At 69.3% G+C, this 18,189-nt stretch carries 14 protein-coding genes; 4 read left to right on the forward strand and 10 right to left on the reverse strand.

Annotated features, from left to right (window positions below; genetic code table 11):
• The 7 genes from selB to lipC all read right to left on the reverse strand — a co-directional run bounded on the left by selB (position 1) and on the right by lipC (position 10,423).
• Positions 1-1,926 carry a selenocysteine-specific translation elongation factor gene (selB, locus tag ACI766_RS26140; protein ID WP_003102294.1) on the reverse strand — a complete coding sequence of 642 codons (1,926 nt, stop codon included), beginning with the start codon at positions 1,924-1,926 and terminating at the stop codon, positions 1-3.
• On the reverse strand, positions 1,923-3,329 hold the full coding sequence (selA, locus tag ACI766_RS26145; protein WP_003123517.1) for an L-seryl-tRNA(Sec) selenium transferase: 1,407 nt from the start codon (positions 3,327-3,329) through the stop codon (positions 1,923-1,925). The genes selB and selA overlap by 4 nt, the downstream gene beginning before the upstream one ends.
• Before the next feature lie 78 nt (positions 3,330-3,407).
• Positions 3,408-4,337: a formate dehydrogenase accessory protein FdhE gene (gene fdhE / locus ACI766_RS26150; protein WP_012614581.1), complete on the reverse strand. Its 930-nt coding sequence runs from the start codon at positions 4,335-4,337 to the stop codon at positions 3,408-3,410.
• A gap of 132 nt (positions 4,338-4,469) precedes the next feature.
• Positions 4,470-5,096 (reverse strand): formate dehydrogenase subunit gamma, encoded by a 627-nt coding sequence (locus tag ACI766_RS26155; protein ID WP_003095316.1) that lies wholly within the window; start codon positions 5,094-5,096, stop codon positions 4,470-4,472.
• A gap of 71 nt (positions 5,097-5,167) precedes the next feature.
• Complete coding sequence (gene fdxH / locus ACI766_RS26160) at positions 5,168-6,097, reverse strand: formate dehydrogenase subunit beta (RefSeq protein WP_023086683.1); 930 nt, start codon at positions 6,095-6,097, stop codon at positions 5,168-5,170.
• Between the two features lie 8 nt (positions 6,098-6,105).
• The gene (gene fdnG / locus ACI766_RS26165) at positions 6,106-9,186 is read right to left on the reverse strand and encodes a formate dehydrogenase-N subunit alpha (protein WP_077557572.1); all 3,081 of its coding nucleotides are present in this window, start codon (positions 9,184-9,186) and stop codon (positions 6,106-6,108) included.
• A gap of 307 nt (positions 9,187-9,493) precedes the next feature.
• Positions 9,494-10,423 carry a lipase LipC gene (lipC, locus tag ACI766_RS26170; protein WP_003095318.1) on the reverse strand — a complete coding sequence of 310 codons (930 nt, stop codon included), beginning with the start codon at positions 10,421-10,423 and terminating at the stop codon, positions 9,494-9,496.
• A gap of 359 nt (positions 10,424-10,782) precedes the next feature.
• On the opposite strand from lipC, the gene ACI766_RS26175 reads away from it, so the two are divergent.
• From ACI766_RS26175 to ACI766_RS26190, 4 genes are all read left to right on the forward strand, one after another.
• Positions 10,783-12,828 (forward strand): NADPH-dependent 2,4-dienoyl-CoA reductase, encoded by a 2,046-nt coding sequence (locus ACI766_RS26175; protein ID WP_003116092.1) that lies wholly within the window; start codon positions 10,783-10,785, stop codon positions 12,826-12,828.
• A gap of 208 nt (positions 12,829-13,036) precedes the next feature.
• On the forward strand, positions 13,037-13,486 hold the full coding sequence (locus ACI766_RS26180; protein ID WP_003095321.1) for a DMT family transporter: 450 nt from the start codon (positions 13,037-13,039) through the stop codon (positions 13,484-13,486).
• 155 nt (positions 13,487-13,641) lie between these two features.
• The gene (locus tag ACI766_RS26185; RefSeq protein ID WP_087823868.1) at positions 13,642-14,877 is read left to right on the forward strand and encodes a DUF1835 domain-containing protein; all 1,236 of its coding nucleotides are present in this window, start codon (positions 13,642-13,644) and stop codon (positions 14,875-14,877) included.
• On the forward strand, positions 14,853-15,347 hold the full coding sequence (locus ACI766_RS26190) for a YkgJ family cysteine cluster protein (RefSeq protein WP_079384496.1): 495 nt from the start codon (positions 14,853-14,855) through the stop codon (positions 15,345-15,347). The genes ACI766_RS26185 and ACI766_RS26190 overlap by 25 nt, the downstream gene beginning before the upstream one ends.
• A 2-nt stretch (positions 15,348-15,349) precedes the next feature.
• On the opposite strand, the gene ACI766_RS26195 is transcribed toward ACI766_RS26190, so the two are convergent.
• Genes ACI766_RS26195 through ACI766_RS26205 form a run of 3 tightly spaced genes read right to left on the reverse strand, consistent with a single transcriptional unit; the run spans position 15,350 to position 18,116 of the window.
• Entirely contained in the window at positions 15,350-16,786 is a 1,437-nt protein-coding gene (locus ACI766_RS26195) for an ArnT family glycosyltransferase (protein ID WP_003123522.1), read from the reverse strand.
• A complete protein-coding gene (locus tag ACI766_RS26200) occupies positions 16,783-17,757 on the reverse strand; it encodes a glycosyltransferase family 2 protein (RefSeq protein ID WP_003107470.1) in 975 nt (324 codons plus the stop codon). Before ACI766_RS26200 ends, ACI766_RS26195 begins: the two co-directional genes overlap by 4 nt.
• Positions 17,754-18,116: a GtrA family protein gene (locus ACI766_RS26205; RefSeq protein ID WP_003095326.1), complete on the reverse strand. Its 363-nt coding sequence runs from the start codon at positions 18,114-18,116 to the stop codon at positions 17,754-17,756. The genes ACI766_RS26200 and ACI766_RS26205 overlap by 4 nt, the downstream gene beginning before the upstream one ends.
• Positions 18,117-18,189: the final 73 nt, after the last annotated feature.

An 18,189-nucleotide genomic window follows, 5' to 3' on the forward strand; every position in this document is an offset into this window, starting at 1 on the left:
TCAGGGCGAGACGCCGCCGAGCAACTGTTCGGCCAGCGCCGAGCCCTCGCGCAGGCGACGGTCGTTGCCGATGCGGCGGGTCAGGCCGATGCGGTCGAAGTGCTCGAGGATCTGGATGCTGCGCTTGCGGCCGATGCCCAGGCGGTCGCGGAATTCCGCCGGGCGGATCAGCCCGGCGGGGTCGCGCACCTGCACGGCGATCTCGGCCAATTGACGCAGGGTGGCTTCCGGGTAGAACAGGTCGCGCACCACCTGCTGCAACTGGCCCAGGCGTGCCAGCTTGCGCAGCAGGTTGCGCATGACGGCTTCATCCTGGCGCAGCTCGCGGGCCAGGTCGCGGACCCAGGGCGGGTCGTAGCGGCCGGCTTCGAGCAGCGGCCAGAGGCGCGCGCGCAGTTGCTCCTCGCTATCGCTCAGGCGCACTTCGTGGCCGGGCAGGTGCAGCCAGGGCCCGCTGCTGTGCACATCGCCGCCGGCCAGGGCGGCGTCGAGCAGGGCGATGAACACCGGCCGCTCCAGCTGCGGCAGGGCGTAGCGACGCAGGCGGTCGCGGTCGGGACCGAGTTCGTCCGGTAGCTCTTCGTGGAAGCGCCGCAGGCCGGCGAGCAGTTGCTCGACCAGGGCGAACCAGCGCTCCCCGGCGAACAACCGGGGGCCGAGGCGGGTCTGCACCTCGACCACCTCTTCCGGCAGCCGCCAGTGCTCGCGCGGGCGGTTGAAGGATTGCACCAGGCGTTGCGGGTCGAGGCCGTTCTCGGCCGCGCCGAGCAAGGTCGGCAGCGCCTCCTCCAGGCTTTCCTGGCGCAGCGCCTGGAGCTGCGCCAGGCGTGCCGGCGTTCGTCGGTTGCGCGCCGGCGCGGCGCCGTCGAGCACCCGCCCGCCGCCAAGGGTGCGCTGCGCCGACTGGTCGCGCAGCACCAGGCGGTCGCCGTGCAGGGCCTGGATCGGCGCGTTCAGCACCAGTTGGGCGAAGGCGCGGTGGCCAGGCTCCAGTTGTTCGCCTTCGAGCAGGGCCAGGCGTCCGGTGACGTCCTGGGTGCCCAGGTGCAGGTGCACCGGGGTCCAGTGGGTGAAGTCGCGAAGTTCGTCGGGCAACAGGCGGAAGTCGATGTCGACCCGCGTGGTCGGCGCGTGCAGCGCTGCCTGCAGCAGCCAGTCGCCGCGCTGGATCTGTTCCAGCGCGAGGCGCTCGCCGGCGATGTTCAGGGCCACGCGCTGGCCGGCCCAGGCCTGTTGCGCGGGCCGGTTCTGCGCGTGCAGGCCGCGCACCCGTACCGGCCGTCCGGCGTTGCCGAGGAGCAGTTCGTCGCCCACCGCGACCTGTCCGGAGAAGGCCGTACCGGTGACCACGATGCCGCTGCCGGCGACGCTGAAGGCCCGGTCCACCGCCAGGCGGAAGTATCCCTCGCGGCTACGCTCGCGGACTTCGCCGGCGAGCCCGCCGAGTGCTTCGCGCAACGCCTCGACGCCCTCCCCGGTGCTGCTGGAGAGCGGGAAGATCGGCGAGCGCGCCAGCGGGCCGGAGGCCAGCAGGTGTTCGACCTGGGTCCGCACCTGCTGCACCCGCTGCGGCTCGACCCGGTCGATCTTGGTCAGCGCCACCAGCGCCCGGCGGATACCGAGCAGTTCGACGATCGCCAGGTGCTCGCGGGTCTGCGGCATCAAGCCGTCGTCGGCGGCCACCACCAGCAGCACGCAATCGATGCCGCTGGCGCCGGCCAGCATGTTGTGGACGAAGCGCTCGTGGCCGGGCACGTCGATGAAGCCGGTGGGGCTGCCGTCGCCAAGGTCGGCGTAGAGATAGCCCAGGTCGATGGTGATCCCGCGTTGGCGCTCGGCCGGGCGGCGGTCGCCCTCGATGCCGGTGAGGGCGCGCAGCAGCGAGGTCTTGCCGTGGTCGATGTGCCCGGCGGTGCCGACGATCACGACAGCTCGCTCCGCAGTCGCGGCAACTGGGCGAGGAACGCCGGCTCGTCGTCGAGCTGGCGCAGATCGAGCCAGAGGGCGTCGTCGTCGAGCCGACCGATCACCGGCAGCGGCAGCCCGCGCAGGGCTTCCTCGAGGTTGCGCAGGGCGCGTCCGCGCAGGCGCCTGGGCTGCCGCGGACGCAGGCACAGCGCGGCGCTGGCCAGCCGCGCCACCGGCTGCGCGCCGCTGCCGATCATGCCCAGGGCGTCGACCACAGCGACCTCCCAGCCCTCGCCGAGCGCCTCGCCCAGCGCCGGCGCCAGACGCTCGGCCTGGGCGCGGATCTCCGCCGCCGGGCGGCTGAGCAGGCGCAGGGTGGTCAGGCGTTCGGCGAGGCGGTCCGGATCGCGGTACAGGCCGAGCACCGCCTCGAGGGCGGCGAGGGTCAGCTTGTCGACGCGCAGGGCGCGCTTGAGCGGGTTCTTCTTGATCCGCCCGATCAGTTCTCGATTGCCGAGGATCAGCCCGGCCTGGGGCCCGCCGAGCAATTTGTCGCCGCTGAAGGTAACGATGTCGGCGCCGTCGGCCAGGGCTTCCTGCACCGTCGGTTCCTTGGGCAAGCCCCAGCGGGTCAGGTCCACCAGGGTGCCGCTGCCGAGGTCTTCCAGCAGCGGCAGGCCGTGGCCATGGGCGATGGCCGCCAGTTGCGCGGTGGGCACGCTGGCGGTGAAGCCCTGGACGCTGTAGTTGCTGGTATGCACGCGCATCAGCAGGCCGCTGCGCGGGCCGATGGCGGCTTCGTAGTCCCTGGCGTGGGTGCGGTTGGTGGTGCCCACCTCGTGCAAGCGCACGCCGGCGCGGGCCATGATGTCGGGAATGCGGAAGGCACCGCCGATCTCGATCAGCTCGCCGCGCGAGATGATCCCTTCCTTGCGCGCCCCCAGGCTGTTCAGCGCCAGCAGCACCGCCGCCGCGTTGTTGTTGACCACGGTGACTGCCTCGGCGCCGGTGAGTTCGCGGATCAGCCCGGCGATCAGGTCGTCGCGGTCGCCGCGCTTGCCGCTGGCCAGGTCGAACTCCAGGTTCAGCGGGTAGCGCGCGGCCAGGGTGATCGCCTCGATGGCCTCGTCCGGCAGCAGGGCGCGGCCGAGGTTGGTATGCAACACCGTGCCGGTCAGGTTGAACACCCGCCGCACGCGGCTGGCATGCTGCGCGGCGAGGCGTTCGCCGGCGCGCCCGGCGAGCACCGCCTCGCTCAGTTCGATCTCGGCGAGGGCACCGCGTCGGGCCGGCTCGCGCAGTTCGTCGAGCAGGTCGCGGAGGGTCGCCAGCAACGCCTCGCGGCCGTAGCGCTGGTGCAGGGGAGCGGCCGCCGCGCTGCGCAGCAGGCGGTCGACCGAAGGCAAGCGAACGGAACTCATGGAGAAACCTTATCCACAGGGTAGGGTCACCGACACGCCCATCATAGACGCGTCGGCGCATGCCCGCAGCGTCTTCGGCTATTCGCCGCCGGGGGCCAGCAACAGGTTCGGCGAACGCCGCAGGTAGCCGTCCTCGGCCAGGCGCATGTCCAGCGCCAGGCTGGCCAGGTCGTCGGCAAGGGCATCGGCGTGGCGGTCGAACTCCAGGTAGAACTGCTTCAGGTAGCCCTGGCAACTGGGGCAGGTCTCGGCGCGCAGCACGGCTTTTTCCGCCGGCTGCCCGTCATGCTCCAGGGACAGGTAGGCCAGGTGCTTGCTTTCCTCGCAGTGGCTGCACTTGATCCGCACGTAGTGCCATTCGCAGGCGCACAGCGAGCAGCTCAGGTAGCGCAGACCGGTTTCCTTGCCGCCCTGGCGGATCATCCCGGCCATCGGCGGCGAGCCGCAGGCGGGGCACAGGGTCCGGCTCTCGGTCTCGACCACCGCGCCCTCCTCCAGTCCCAGCAGCCAATGGCTCCAGGCTATCTGCAGGGCGGCGCCGAGGAACGGCACCAGGGCCGCCGGCAGGAGGTCGAACTGACCGCTGAGCAAGGCGATGGCCCAGGCCTTGCGCTGGCCTTCGTCGGCTTCGCGCAATTGTTCGAGTGCCGCGCCGACGGCGGCGTTGGCCGGTGCCGGGTAGCCCGCGAGCAGGGCATCCAGCCAGGGCAGCCAGGCGCCTTCGCGCACCAGCAGGTCGTAGGCCAGCGGCGGCATGCCGTGCTCGCGGCTCTTGCGCAGGCGCTCGGGGTCGAGCGGGGCCAGGGCCGGCGGGTTGTCCAGCAGCGCCTGCTGGAGCCGGCAGAGACCGGCGACCAGCCGCAGGTAGTCGCCCATCGGGTGCCCCTCGGCCAGTTGCAGCAGACGCTCGCCGCGGCGGGCGAACAGGTCGCGCGACGGCTGATGCAGGTGCGGGGGAATGTTGGCGGCGGCTTCGATCTGCCCCGGCTGAAGAATGGTGCGTGACACGGGAACTCCTCGGGTCTGCGCCGGCGGGCCGGTGGGCCGCGCCGCAACGATCGGGCGCCCGGTGGGGCGCGGAATGAATGCAAAGGCCCCATCGCTGGGGCCTCCGGTCGGGCGATGGCGACACTATACGCGTCAGTGCTCCTCGCCCTTGCCGACTTCCTTCAGCCAGCCGTTATGGTGCTTGCGCGCCCAGGCGCGGCTGACCTTGCCGTAGAGCATCGCGCCCATCGAGCCCTTGACCCAGATGCCGGCGTAGATATGCACGATGATGCTGGCGATCAGGACGAAGGCGGCGAAGGCGTGCAGGAGCGCCGACAGGCGGATCGCCTCGATGCCGAACCAGGCGCTGAAGTACTGGCGCCAGATCACGATGCCGGTGACCAGCAGGGTCAGCATGCTCAGCAGCAGCACCCAGAACAACAGCTTCTGCCCGGCGTTGTAGCGGCCGACTTCCGGGAGGTTCTCCTCGCGGTTGCTGACCACGTCGCGCCACTGCTTGAGCCACTGGATATCGCTCTTCTGCACCCGGTTGTGGTGGGCGAAGCGCACCACCAGGCCGAGGAAGAAGACGAACATCGCCAGCCCCAGGAAGGGGTGCAGGATACGCGTCCAGGGACCGCCGCCGAACAGGTTGGTCAGCCAGAACAGCGCCGGGTGGAACAGCGCCAGCCCGGACAACCCGGCCATGAAGAACAGGATCGCCACGGCCCAGTGGTTGCTGCGCTCGTTGGCGTTGTAGCGCTGGATTTCATTTTTCATTTCCGACTCCTCGAGAGCGCCGCCGCTGCCGCCGGGTCGCGGAGGACCGGCGGCAACGCCCGCGCGCAGGCTCAACGACGCTCGTGCGGGTCAAAGGTGTGTACCGACGGATCGACCTGGTGCACCGGTGCCTCGGCTTGCCCGTGGTCTTCCTCGTCGTCCACGCGGTTGGGACCGACGCGCACATAGTGGAAGAACCCGGCGAGCACCGTGGCGCCCATGGCCAGCAGCGCCAGCGGCTTGGTCACGCCCTTCCACAGGCTGACCAGCGGGCTGACGCTCGGCTGGTCGGCCAGGCCGGCATAGAGCGACGGCTTGTCGGCGTGGTGCAGCACGTACATCACGTGGGTGCCGCCCACCCCTTCGGGGTCGTACAGGCCGGCGTTCTCGTAACCGCGGCTCTTCAGGTCGACGATGCGTTCGGCGGCGTGTTCCTTCATGTCCTCCTTGCTGCCGAAGACGATGGCGCCGGTCGGGCAGGTCTTCACGCAGGCCGGCTCCATGCCCACCGAGACGCGGTCGGAACACAGGCTGCACTTGTAGGCCTTGTGGTCCTTCTGCGAGATCCGTGGGATGTCGAACGGGCAACCGGTGATGCAGTAGCCGCAACCGATGCACTTGTCCTGGTTGAAGTCGACGATGCCGTTGGCGTACTTCACGATCGCTCCCGGGCTCGGGCAGGCCTTCAGGCAGCCCGGCTCGGCGCAGTGCATGCAGCCATCCTTGCGGATCAGCCACTCGAGGTTGCCGGCCTCGTTCTCGTGCTCGGTGAAACGCATCACCGTCCACGAGTCGGCCGTCAGGTCCATGGGGTTGTCGTAGGTGCCGTGGTTGTGGCCGACCTCGTCGCGCAGCTCGTTCCATTCCGAGCAGGCGACCTGGCAGGCCTTGCAACCGATGCACTTGGACACGTCGATCAGTTTCGCCACTTCCTCCTGGTTCCGCACCGAGGGCATCGGCGTGGTGGTCGCGGAGCGGGCGTGGATGTCCTGACTACTCATGTTTCACCTCACGCCTTTTCCACGTTGACCAGGAACGACTTGAACTCCGGCGTCTGGGTATTCCCGTCGCCCACGAAGGGGGTCAGGGTGTTGGCCAGGAAGCCGTTGCGCGCCATGCCGGCGAAGCCCCAGTGGATCGGGATGCCGACGTGGTGCACGGTCTTGCCGTCCACCTGCAGCGGGCGGATGCGCTTGGTCACCACCGCCACCGCCTTGATGTAGCCGCGGTTGGAGGAGACCCTGACCTTGTCGCCGGCATTGATGCCCAGCTCCTTGGCCAGCGCCTCGCCGATCTCGACGAACTGCTCGGGCTGGGTGATCGCATTCAGCCGGCAGTGCTTGGTCCAGTAGTGGAAGTGCTCGGTGAGCCGGTAGGTGGTCGCCGCGTAGGGGAACTCGTCGGCCGTGCCGAACAGTTCCATGTCGTTCTTGAACACCCGTGCCGCCGGGTTGCTGATCGCCTTGCGGTTGTCGCGGTGCAAGGGGTTCACCCCGATCGGCGTCTCGAACGGCTCGTAGTGCTCGGGGAACGGGCCTTCGGCCATCTTGTCGACGGCGAACAGGCGGGCCACCCCTTCGGGGTTCATGATGAACGGGTTCATCCCGGCTTCCGGCGGTACGTCGGCCTTGTAGTCGGGCACGTCGGTGCCGCCCCAGGACTTGCCGTTCCACCACACCAGGCGCTTCTTCTCCGGGTCCCACGGCTTGCCGCTGACGTCGGCCGAGGCGCGGTTGTAGAGAATCCGCCGGTTCGCCGGCCAGGCCCAGGCCCAGCCGAGGGTCTGGCCCATGCCGTAAGGGTCGCTGTTGTCGCGGCGGCCCATCTGGTTGCCCTGCTGGGTCCAGGAGCCGGCGAAGATCCAGCAGCCGCTCGCCGTGCTGCCGTCGTCGCGCAGCAGGGCAAAGCCCGGCAACTGCTCGCCGGCCTTGGCCAGGATCATGCCGTTGGCCGGGTCGACCAGGTCGCTCAGGGCCTTGCCGTTGAACTCCCGGGCCAGTTCGTCCGGGCCCGGTTCGTCGGGCTTGAGGTAGGACCAGTCGAGGCCGAGGATCGGGTCGGGGAAGGCCCCGCCGTCCTTGCGGTACATCTCGCGCAGGCGGTGGAACAGCCCGGCCATGATGGCGATGTCCGGACGCGCCTGGCCCGGCGGCTCGGCGCCCTTCCAGTGCCACTGCAACCAGCGGCCGCTGTTGACGATCGAGCCGTCTTCCTCGGCGAAGCAGGAGGTGGGCAGGCGGAACACCGTGGTCTTGATGCTGGCGGTGTCGACGTCGTTGTACTCGCCGACGTTGCGCCAGAACTCCGAGGTCTCGGTCACCAGCGGGTCCATCACCACCATCCACTTCAGGCGCGCCAGCGCGGCGCCGACCTTGGCCTTGTTGGGGAACGAGGCGATGGGGTTGAAGCCCTGGCAGAAGTAACCGTTGACCTTGCCCTGGTACATCATGTCGAAGTAGCGCAGCACGTCGTAGCCGGCGCCCGGCATGTCGAGCTTGGGCAGCCAGTCGTAGCACCAGTTGTTTTCCTTGGTCGCCGACTTGCCGAACCAGGCCTTCATCAGGCTGACGTGGAACTTGCCGTAGTTCTGCCAGTAGGACAGCTGTCCCGGGCGCAGCGGCTTGGCCGTGCGCTTGGCGATGTAGGCGTCGTAGTCCTGCTCGGCGTCCATCGCCAGGGTCAGGTAGCCCGGCAGCGAGTTGGACAGCAGGCCGAGGTCGGTCAGGCCCTGGATGTTGGAGTGGCCGCGCAGGGCGTTCATGCCGCCGCCGGGCATGCCGATGTTGCCCAGCAGCAGCTGGACCATCGCGCCGGTGCGGATCATCTGCGCGCCTACCGAGTGCTGGGTCCAGCCCAGGGCGTACATGATGGTCATGACCTTGCCCGGCTTGGAGGTCTCGGCGATTTCCGCCCAGACCTTGAGCATCATGTCCTTCGGCGTACCGCAGATGTTGCTCACCACGTCCGGGGTGTAGCGGCTGTAGTGCTGCTTGAGCAGGTTGAACACGCAGCGCGGGTGGGTCAGGGTCGGGTCGACCTTGGCATAGCCGTCCTCACCGATCTCGTAGCCCCAGGAGGACTTGTCCGGGTAGGTCCGCTTCTCGGCGTCGTAGCCGTTGAACAGGCCGTCCTCGAAGCTGAAGCCTTCCTTCACGATGAACGAGACATCGGTGTAGTTGCGCACGTATTCGTGCTGGATCTTGTCGTTTTCCAGCAGGTAGTTGATCAGGCCGCCGAGGAAGGCGATGTCGGTGCCGGTCCGGATCGGCGCGTAGTAGTCGGCGACCGAGGCGGAACGGGTGAAACGCGGATCGACCACCAGCAGCCGCGCCTTGTTGTGCGCCTTGGCTTCGGTGACCCATTTGAATCCGCACGGGTGGGCTTCGGCGGCGTTGCCGCCCATGATCAGCACCAGATCGGCATTCTTGATGTCGGTCCAGTGGTTGGTCATGGCTCCACGGCCAAACGTCGGGGCAAGACTTGCCACCGTCGGGCCGTGTCAGACACGCGCCTGGTTGTCGAATCCCAGGATGCCGAGGGAGCGCATCACCTTGTGGGTGATGTAGCCGGCCTCGTTGGACGAGGCGGACGCGGCGAGGAAGCCGGTGGTCAACCAGCGGTTGACGGTCTGGCCCTGCTCGTTCTTCTCGACGAAGTTGGCGTCGCGGTCTTCCTTCATCAGCTTGGCGATGCGCTCGAGGGCTTCGTCCCACTCGATGCGCTTCCACTCGCTGGAGCCGGCCTCGCGCACTTCCGGATACTTCAGGCGGTTCGGGCTGTGGATGTAGTCCAGCAGGCCGGCGCCTTTCGGGCAGAGGGTGCCGCGGTTGACCGGATGGTCGGCGTCGCCCTCGATATGGATGATGTTCTGCGCGACGTTCTTGGCGCCGTCGCCCTGGCTGTACATGATCAGGCCGCAACCGACCGAACAGTAGGTACAGGTGTTGCGGGTCTCGACCGTGTGCGCCAGCTTGAAGTGGCGGACCTGGTCGGCGAAGGCCTCCGTGGGGGCCATCCCGAGCGCCGCAAGGCTCGATCCTCCAAGGCCTATACCGCAGACCTTGAAGAATTGCCGACGGTTCATATCCATCGTGCATCTCCTGCATCAGGCAAAGGACACCCGGGACATGGCCGGATGTCTCTGGTTAAAAGATAGCCAGCCTGGCGAGGTACGCCAGCCGGGCATGGCTACGGGGCAGCGAACCCTACACGAACGCTGGGTTTTTCTGCCTTGACCGGAGTCATTACACGGCGGCGCAAACCTTGTCCAGCAAGGTGCGCGGAATCGGGACAGGTCCGAACGCCGCGAGGCGCGCGAACAGGAGGTGATATCCAGGTGCCATTAGACCAAAGACTAATGCCGGGTCGCCTAGGGCTGCGGCGACCCGGCGAGCGGATCAGAGTCCGACGTTCCTGAGGCGATTGGCATGCTGCCGATAGACCTGGGTCGGGTCGCTCTCGAACAGGCTGACCAGGCCGAGCAACTGGTTGACTTCGTCCAGATGGTCCATCCGGTAGTTGTCCTTCACCACGCTGCCCAGGTGGCTGGAGCATTGGCCGACCAGACCGTCGTTGGCCTCGCCGAACAGCAGCCCGGTCACCGCCAGGCCGGCGGAGCTCGGGTCGAGCGCATTGGTCAGGGAGCCGGTGCCGCTCATCGAGTAGTAGCGCACCCCGGCTACCGTCTCCGCGCCCTGGCCACAGGCGCTGGCCGGGATCGCCTGCGGGAAGCGCTGGTTGAACCGCGCGGTGCCGGGAGTGTTGAGACTGTTCAGGGCAGCCAGCGCGTCGCCCTTGACCCACTCGCCGCCGTCGACGATGTCGACCACCGAGAACAGCGCCTCCACCGCCGAGGCGATCACCTCGGTGCCGATCGGCCCGAGGAACTCGCTGAAGCCGGTCACCGCGTCGGCTACCGGCGTGCCCTTGTGCGGCGTGCCCATGGTGGTGACCGAGGCCACCAGTTGCGGCGCCACCCCGGCGACGTAGCGCACGGTCATGCCGCCCTGGCTGTGGCCGATCAGGTTGACTTTCTCCGCGCCGGTCAGGGCCAGGACTTCCTCCACCTGCGCCAGTAGCTGTTCGCCGCGCACCTCGTTGCTGTTCACCGGCGACTGCGAGGTGGCGAAGACCTTCGCGCCGTCCTTCTCCAGGGCCGGCACGATAGCGTGCCAGTAGTCCACCGGGCCGACGCTCTTGAAGCCGAACAGACCGTGGGACAGCACGATGGGATAGCGCGTGCGGGTGTAGTCGGTCGCAGCGTGCACGGGAAGGCTGGCGGCCAGCGCTACCAGCGCCGCCGCGAGGAACGTCTTGTTCTTGTTCATCGTCGAGACTCCGTTCGGATTGGACAGGCAGTTGGCAAGGCACGTGCTGAGCGGGCCGGACCCCCAGCCTGACAGCGCCGCCAAAGGCGTCGAGCCGTGCTTAAGTTGGGCTCCCGGCGCACGCCATTACCCCGGGTAACAGCGCCGCCGTTCCCATTCCGCCCGCCGCGCCGCAAGTGCTGTCGGAGAGCTTTCGACGCCTGTCACCCGGGGCCACAGCGGTGCAGCGCAGCGAGCACCTATCCGATCAGCCAGTCCGCCGGCTTGACCGAAATGCCTGGCGGTTCCGGCAAGCGGGCCGCATTCGGCGGCGGCGCAACTTCCTATGGTGAAGCGTCCCTGGCTACCGGAACCGCGCCATGCGCAACCCCTACCCGCCGCTCGCCGCCGCTCCCTATCCGCACCTGCTGGCCCCGCTGGACCTGGGCTTCACCCGTCTGCGCAACCGCGTGGTGATGGGTTCGATGCACACCGGGCTGGAGGATCGTCTGTGGGACTTCGGCAAGCTCGCTGCCTACTACCGCGAGCGTGCCCGGGGCGGCGTCGGGCTGATCGTCACCGGCGGTTTCGCGCCCTGCCGCGAAGGTTGGCTGCTGCCCTTCGGCAGCAGCCTCACCAGCGCCCTGGAGGTGCCCGCCCATCGTCGCCTGACCCAGGCGGTGCATGCCGAGGGCGGCAAGATCCTGCTGCAGATCCTCCACGCCGGGCGCTATGGCTACCACCCGATGGCGGTGTCCGCCTCGCCGTTGAAGTCGCCGATCAGTTGGTTCACCCCGCGCGAGCTCTCCGAGCGCGGCATCCGCAAGACCATCCGCGCCTTCGTCCGTTGCGCGCGGCTGGCCAAGGCCGCCGCCTACGACGGCGTGGAGGTGATGGGCAGCGAAGGCTACCTGCTCAACCAGTTCCTCTGCCCGCGCACCAATCGCCGCGACGACCAGTGGGGCGGCCCGCTGGAAAACCGCATGCGCCTGGCGCTGGAGATCGTCCGCGGCATCCGGCGGATCGTCGGCCAACGCTTCATCCTCTGCTATCGCCTGTCGCTGCTCGACCTGGTCGAGGGCGGCAATACCTGGGACGAGGTGCGGCGCATTGCCCTGGCCCTGGAGGAAGCCGGAATCACCCTGCTCAACACCGGCATCGGCTGGCACGAGTCGCGCGTGCCGACCATCGTCACCTCGGTGCCGCGCGCGGCCTTCGCCGAGGTCAGCGCACGGCTGCGCCACGAGCTGAAGGTGCCGGTGATCGCCAGTAACCGGATCAACACCCCCGAGGTCGCCGAATCCCTGCTCGCCACCGACAAGGCCGACCTGGTGTCGATGGCCCGGCCGCTGCTGGCCGACCCGCAGTTCGTGGCCAAGGCCGGCGCCGGCCGGGCCGAGGAGATCAACACCTGCATCGCCTGCAACCAGGCCTGCCTCGATCATGCCTTCGCCAACCGCCGCGCCACCTGCCTGGTCAACCCGCGGGCGGCCTTCGAGACCGAATTGCGCTACCGCAAGGCGCGCACGCAGAAGCGCATCGCGGTGATCGGCGCCGGCCCCGCCGGGCTCTCCGCCGCCTGCGTGGCCGCCGAGCGCGGGCATCGGGTCAGCCTGTTCGAGGCGAGCGGGGAAATCGGCGGGCAGTTCAACCTGGCCAAGCGGATTCCCGGCAAGGAGGAGTTCCGCGAAACCCTGCGCTACTTCCGCGTGCGTCTGGAACGCCTCGGCGTCGACCTGCGCCTCGGCCACCGGGTGCGCCAGGGCGAGCTGGACGGTCAGTTCGACGACGTGGTGGTGGCCACCGGCATCCAGCCACGCCGGCCAAGGATCGACGGCATCGGCGGACCGACCGTACTCAGCTACGTGGACGTGCTGCGCGGCGCGCCGGTGGGCGCGCGGGTCGCCATCGTCGGCGCCGGCGGCATCGGCTTCGACGTCGCCGCCTTCCTCGTCGCCGCGCCCAGCGACGGCCAGCCGCGGGCGCTCGGCGAATGGCTCGCGGAATGGGGCGTGGACCTCGACAACAGCCAGCCCGGCGGCCTCCGCGAACCCGCTCCGACGCGGCCGGCGCGCCAGGTCTGGCTGCTCCAGCGCAAGCCCGGCGCTCCCGGCGCGCAGCTCGGCAAGACCAGCGGCTGGGTACACCGCGCGCACCTCAGGCACAACGCCGTACGGATGCTCGGCGGGGTGGAGTACCTGAAGATCGACGAACGCGGCCTGTTGATCCGCGTCGACGGCGAGGAACGCTGGCTGGAGGTGGACAACGTAGTGATCTGCGCCGGCCAGGAGCCGCTGCGCGAGTTGCAGATCAGCCAGGCGGCGGAAAGCCTGCGCTTCCACCTGATCGGTGGGGCGCGGGTGGCAGGGGAACTGGATGCCAAGCGGGCGATTCGCGAGGGGGCCATGCTGGCGGCGCGCTTGTAGGGGGATAACGCCGCTGGCGGTATGGCTGCCGTAGAGCGAACAACCGCTCGCGGTTACCCGCCGGGCGGAATCCGAGGGCGTGCGATGGGGTCTCGCGTTTTCCTCCTCCGCCCCCGCCTGGTGCATACTGTGCGACTCCCCGTACCACTCCGGCCCGTCCCTCGCCATGCGCGGGGCGCGCTCGCCGTCATCGTTCCAGGAGTCTTGCATGCCCACTCCACCCTGGTGGCTGTTCGTCCTGCCCCTGCTCGCCGGCGCCTGCCTGCCGCTGCAGGCAGGGATCAACGGCCAGTTGGCCAAGCAGGTGTCCAGCGTCCTCGCCGCGGCACTGATCTCGTTCTTCGTCGGCACCCTCGGGTTGCTCGCCCTGACCCTCTCGCAGCGCGAGTTTCCCGGCCTGGCGGCATTGCGCGGGCTGAGCTGGTGGCACTGGTGCGGCGGTTTCCTCGGCATGTTCTTCATCTTCATCGCCGCCTTCGCCGCACCGCGCATCGGCGCGCTGATGTTCATGGTGCTGGTGCTTGCCGGCCAGCTGGGCATGGCCATGAGCCTCGACCACTTCGGTTGGGCCGGCTTCCGCGAGGCACCGATCAGCGCGCTGAAGCTGGGCGGGTTGGCACTGATCGGCGCCGGCATCTGGATGATCCGCAAGGGCTGAGTGCGTCTTGCCGCGGACGCGTCGGCCGGCCTATAGTCGGCCTCGGCGTTCTCCAGCCTCCCGTCCGCGGAAAGGGCAGCGCCCAGGCGATCCACCCCACGCATCGCGCATGCGACTCCAGGCCTGATGGCGGACAAGGCTGCAGAGGAGATCGTATGTCCTTTTCCCGCATTCTCGGCGACGGCCGGATCAATCTCGAACAGCAACGCAAGCGCGCCAAGGAGCTGTTGCGCCAGTGGCGCCGCGACCCGGCCAGCCGTACAGGGCTTCCGGGGCAGGCGCCGCGCCTGGCCGACGCCCAGTGGCAGGTGGCGCGCGAACTGGGCTTCGCCAGTTGGCCGCGACTCAAGGCGCATGTCGACGCCATCGCCTTCGCCAGCCGCCACCCCGATCTGGTCGGCGGCGATGAGGCCGCGACCCTGCACCTGCGCTGCGGCAACGACATCGCCCACGGCCTGAAGCTCGCCGGCTTTCGCGGCGGCTTCCGGATGTTCGCCGACCCGCTGACCATGGGACCGGTGCCGAACCTGCCGTTGCCCGAGTTCCTCGCCCTGCGCAGCGACTACCTGAGCCGCGCCTTCGACCTCGACCCGGCCGACGTCCAGGCCCGCCAGCGCCAGGAATACGCCGGGCTCGAGCGGCTCGGCGAATACTCGCGGGTGGCGCTCTGGTGCGAGGCGGATGCCTACGACCAGTTGTTCCTGGTCCGGGTGCTGGCAGGAATGCAGACGCCGCCGGAGCACCTGGAACTGATCGAGATCGACCGCGTGCCAGGCGTCGAGCGCTTCGTCGGCATCGGCCAACTGGCGCCTGAGCTGCTCGCCTGGCTATGGACCCGGCGTCGCCCGCTGGACGCCGAAGCCCTGGCGCTGGCCCGCGCGGCCTGGGACGCCTACCGCGATCCGGCGCCACTGCGCTGGGCGCAACTGGCCGCCGCGCCGACCCCGGCGCTACCGTTGCTGGGGCCGGCGCTGCGTCGGCAACTGCATGAACTGCCGGCCCTGCGCGACGGCCTGTCGCTGAGCGAACGGCTGACCCTGGAGATCCTCCGCGACAGCGAGCGGCCGAGCGCCGGCCAGGTCTTCGCCGAGCTGACCGCACGGCGCGAGCCGCTGCCCTATCTCGGCGACCTGATGTTCCGCGTCCTGCTCCGCGCGCTGCTGGAAGAGCCCGGCGCGCTGCTGCGCACGCCGGCACCGGAACTGCCCTGGGAACGCCAGCCGCTGGCCCTGACCGCTGCGGGCCGCGAGGTCCTGGCCGGGCGGCGCTACCGCCTCGACCTCGGCGCCCCCGAACGCTGGGTCGGCGGCGTATGCCTGCGCGCCGGCACCGCGCACTGGGCGCTGGACGAGCAGGACCGGCCGGTATGGCGGGAGGACCCTCGGCACTGACGCTCATCGCCCGGACGAGCGCAACGGGCGCGCAGCCACTATCATTGCGCGCCCGTTTTCCCCGCACCCGCCCGCCGATGAAGAAAATCCCGCTCGCCGCCGCCGACCCCGACCGCCTGGATACCTGGGTGAAATACCGCGAAGGCCTGTGCGGCGAGTGCAACGCGACCTGCTGCACGCTGCCGGTGGAAGTGCGCATCGACGACCTGATCCGCATGGGACTGGTCGACGAGTTCGAGCGCGAGGAGCCGGCCAAGCGAATCGCCAAGCGACTGGAAAAGGATGGCGTGATCGAGCACTTCAACCACAAGCGCGAGATCTTCACCCTCACCCGCATGGCCAACGGCGACTGCCTGTACCTCGACCGCAAGACCCGCCTGTGCACCATCTATGCCCGCCGCCCGGACACCTGCCGCAACCACCCGCGCATCGGCCCGCGTCCCGGCTACTGCGCCTACCGGCCGAGGTAGTCTCAGCCAGGCGGCGCCACGCCCTGGCATAACTGGTACTGTCCCACCGGCGGCCGGCAGCGCAAGCGCTGGCGCACCTCGTCGGGCAAGGCGCCGAACGAACGCGAGCGGATCGCCAGCAGGGCGTCGCGACGCAACCAGCCGGCCAGCTCGCTGTCCTCCGCCCGTTGCGCCCGCCCGCCGCTGTAGAACACTGCCGAGTACGGCCGCTTCGGCCAGAACACCAGCGGCCGCTCGCGCCAGCCGGCGTCGCTGGCCAGCAGCGCGGCGGTGGACTTCTGCTCGGCGCGCGAGCCCAGCAACAGGGAGCCGAGGAACAGCGCGAACAGCAATGGGGTCAGTGCCAGGCAAGCCAACCCGCCACGCCGCAGCCAGGCGCTGCGCGCCACCGGCGCGCGCAGCAGGTCGGCGGCGAGCAACGCCAGGGCCGGCAGGCCGGGCAGCACGTAGGTCCAGAGGACGTTGCCGGCGAAGGTGAAGAACAGGCACGGCGCCAGTCCCCAGAACAGCCAGTAGCGCCTGCGCGAGGCGACGCCATCGACCACCTCCCCGCGCTGGCGCCAGCCCAGCCAGAGCAGCAGCGGCAGCCAGAGGCTCCAGGGAAACGCGGCGGCCAGCAGGAACAGCCAGACGCTGCCGTAGGGATAGGCGTGGGCATTGCCGTAGCGGTCGCCGTCCCAGCCGGCGGTGACGAAGCGCTGCCAATGCTCGCCGAGCAGGAAGTACTCGAGGAAGCCCGGCGTCTTCAACTCCGCCAGCAGGTACCAGGGCGCGGCCACCAGGAGCATCAGCAGGCTTCCGCGGATCCATGGCAGGCCCCGCCAGAGCGCGCGCCAGCGCCACTCCAGCAAGGCCCACAGGCCGATCGGCAGTCCGGCGAGGATCAGCGTCAGCGGCCCCTTCGCCAGCAGCCCGAGGCCGAGGCCGAGGAACATCAGCCAGCCCTCGCGGCGCCGGATTCCCTCCGCGCCATGCAGGCCCAGCCAGAAGCCGCGCATGGCCAGGACCAGCGCCAGGGCCAGGGCCATGTCGGTCATTACCGCCCCGGAGGCGACGAAGAACAGCGCCGAACTGCCCAGCAGGACGCAGGCGATCCGCGCCTGCCGACGATCTTCGCGAGCCTGCCAGTCCCATACCAGCCACAGCACCAGCACGCCCAGCAACCAGTGCGGCAGGCGGCTGGCGAACTCGTTGGCGCCGAGCAGAAGCTGGCCGCCGGCGCTGAGCCAGAAGGCCAGCGGCGGCTTGCCCCAGAACGGCACGCCGACGTCGTACCAGGGCGTGATCCAGTCGCCCAGTTCGGCCATCTTCCGCGCCACCTCGCCATAGCGGGCCTCGGTGGTGTCCATCAGCGGATAGCTGCCCAGGCTCAGCAGGCGGATGGCGAAGGCCAGGGCGAGCAGGAGCCAGGCCAGCGGCCAGCCGCGCAGCGCCCTCACGGATTGGCCCCGCCGACCTGCGCCGGCAGGTAGCGGTCGATCAGGTAGAGCGGGCGGCGCCGCGCTTCCATGGTCATCCGCCCGAGGTATTCGCTACACACGCCGATGGCCAGCAGTTGCAGGCCGCCGATCAGGAACAGCGCGGCGATCACCGGCCAGTGTTCGTGGATCTCCTGCTGGCCGAAGATCCCGGCGAGCAGGGTCGCCAGGGCCGCCAACAGGCTGAGCAGGCCGAGGTAGCCGGCGACCTTCAGCGGCGCGGTGGAAAACCCGGTGATGCCTTCCAGGGCGAAGTTCCACAGCCGCCAGTAGCGCCACTTGCTGTGGCCGGCGACGCGGGCGGCGCGGCTATAGGCGATATCGACCTGGCGGAAACCGACCCAGGCGAACAGTCCCTTCATGAAGCGATTGCCTTCCGGCAGCTCGCAAAGGGCATCGACCACCCGCCGGTCGAGCAGGCGGAAGTCGCCGACGTCGCGCGGGATCGGCACCTCGCTGAGGCGGTTGATCAAACGGTAAAAGGCGCTCGCCGAGGCGCGCTTCAGCCAGCTTTCGCCGGCCCGGCTGCGGCGGCGCATGTTGACCATTTCGGCGCCGCCGATCCAGGCGTCGAGCATCTGCGGGATCAGTTCCGGGGGATCCTGCAGGTCGGCATCGATGACGATCACCGCGGCGCCGCGCGACAGCTTGAGCCCGGCGCTCATCGCCTGTTCCTTGCCGAAGTTGCGGGTGAAGCGGGCCACGCCCACCCGGCGGTCGGCGGCCTGTAGCTGGGCGAGGATCGTCGCGCTGCGGTCGGTGCTGCCGTCGTCGACATAGAGCACCTCGCAATCGTCGCCAAGGTCGCCGAGCACGGCGCCCAGGCGCTGGTGGAAGGCCGGCAGCACCGCCTCCTCGTTGAACACCGGCACTACCACGCTGAGCAGGCAGGGGGCCTCGAGCTTCGACGCCAGGGAAGGTTCGATCATCATGAGAAGGTCCAGAGTCGATGAAGGTGATAGGTCGCCAACAGCAGTGCGCCGGTCGCGGCGAGCTGGGCCAGGCGGTAGTCGAGTCCGGCGAGGTCGCCGAGCAGCAACACCAGGACGGCGTTGCCGAGTACGCAAAGCAGGCTGACGGCGAAGAAGCGCGGCAGCGAACGGAACACCGGGCCACGGTGGCGGAAAGTCTTCCGGCGATGCCCCAGGTAGGCAGCCAGAGCCCCGCAGCCTGCTCCCGTCGCGGCGGCCACGGCGGCGCCGACGGCGAAGCCCTCGACCAGGAGGGTCAGCACCAGGTAATGAACGGCGGTGGCACCGGCGCCGACCGAGACGAAACGCCCCAGGAGCATGCATGGCTTCCTCTGGAAACAACCGACGCCGGCATTCTAGGAAGGTGCGCAAAGCCCCGCGGTTAGCGCTGCG

It is taken from the genome of Pseudomonas sp. DL (assembly GCF_047199225.1).
Taxonomy (GTDB): domain Bacteria; phylum Pseudomonadota; class Gammaproteobacteria; order Pseudomonadales; family Pseudomonadaceae; genus Pseudomonas; species Pseudomonas aeruginosa.

Excerpts from the sequence above, each read along its gene's own strand:
- selA (WP_003123517.1), bottom strand. The coding sequence starts at position 3,329 with ATGAGTTCCGTTCGCTTGCCTTCGGTCGACCGCCTGCTGCGCAGCGCG.
- ACI766_RS26155 (WP_003095316.1), bottom strand. The coding sequence starts at position 5,096 with ATGAAAAATGAAATCCAGCGCTACAACGCCAACGAGCGCAGCAACCAC.
- fdxH (WP_023086683.1), bottom strand. The coding sequence starts at position 6,097 with ATGAGTAGTCAGGACATCCACGCCCGCTCCGCGACCACCACGCCGATG.
- lipC (WP_003095318.1), bottom strand. The coding sequence starts at position 10,423 with ATGAACAAGAACAAGACGTTCCTCGCGGCGGCGCTGGTAGCGCTGGCC.
- ACI766_RS26175 (WP_003116092.1), top strand. The coding sequence starts at position 10,783 with ATGCGCAACCCCTACCCGCCGCTCGCCGCCGCTCCCTATCCGCACCTG.
- ACI766_RS26180 (WP_003095321.1), top strand. The coding sequence starts at position 13,037 with ATGCCCACTCCACCCTGGTGGCTGTTCGTCCTGCCCCTGCTCGCCGGC.
- ACI766_RS26185 (WP_087823868.1), top strand. The coding sequence starts at position 13,642 with ATGTCCTTTTCCCGCATTCTCGGCGACGGCCGGATCAATCTCGAACAG.
- ACI766_RS26190 (WP_079384496.1), top strand. The coding sequence starts at position 14,853 with ATGGCGGGAGGACCCTCGGCACTGACGCTCATCGCCCGGACGAGCGCA.
- ACI766_RS26200 (WP_003107470.1), bottom strand. The coding sequence starts at position 17,757 with ATGATGATCGAACCTTCCCTGGCGTCGAAGCTCGAGGCCCCCTGCCTG.
- ACI766_RS26205 (WP_003095326.1), bottom strand. The coding sequence starts at position 18,116 with ATGCTCCTGGGGCGTTTCGTCTCGGTCGGCGCCGGTGCCACCGCCGTT.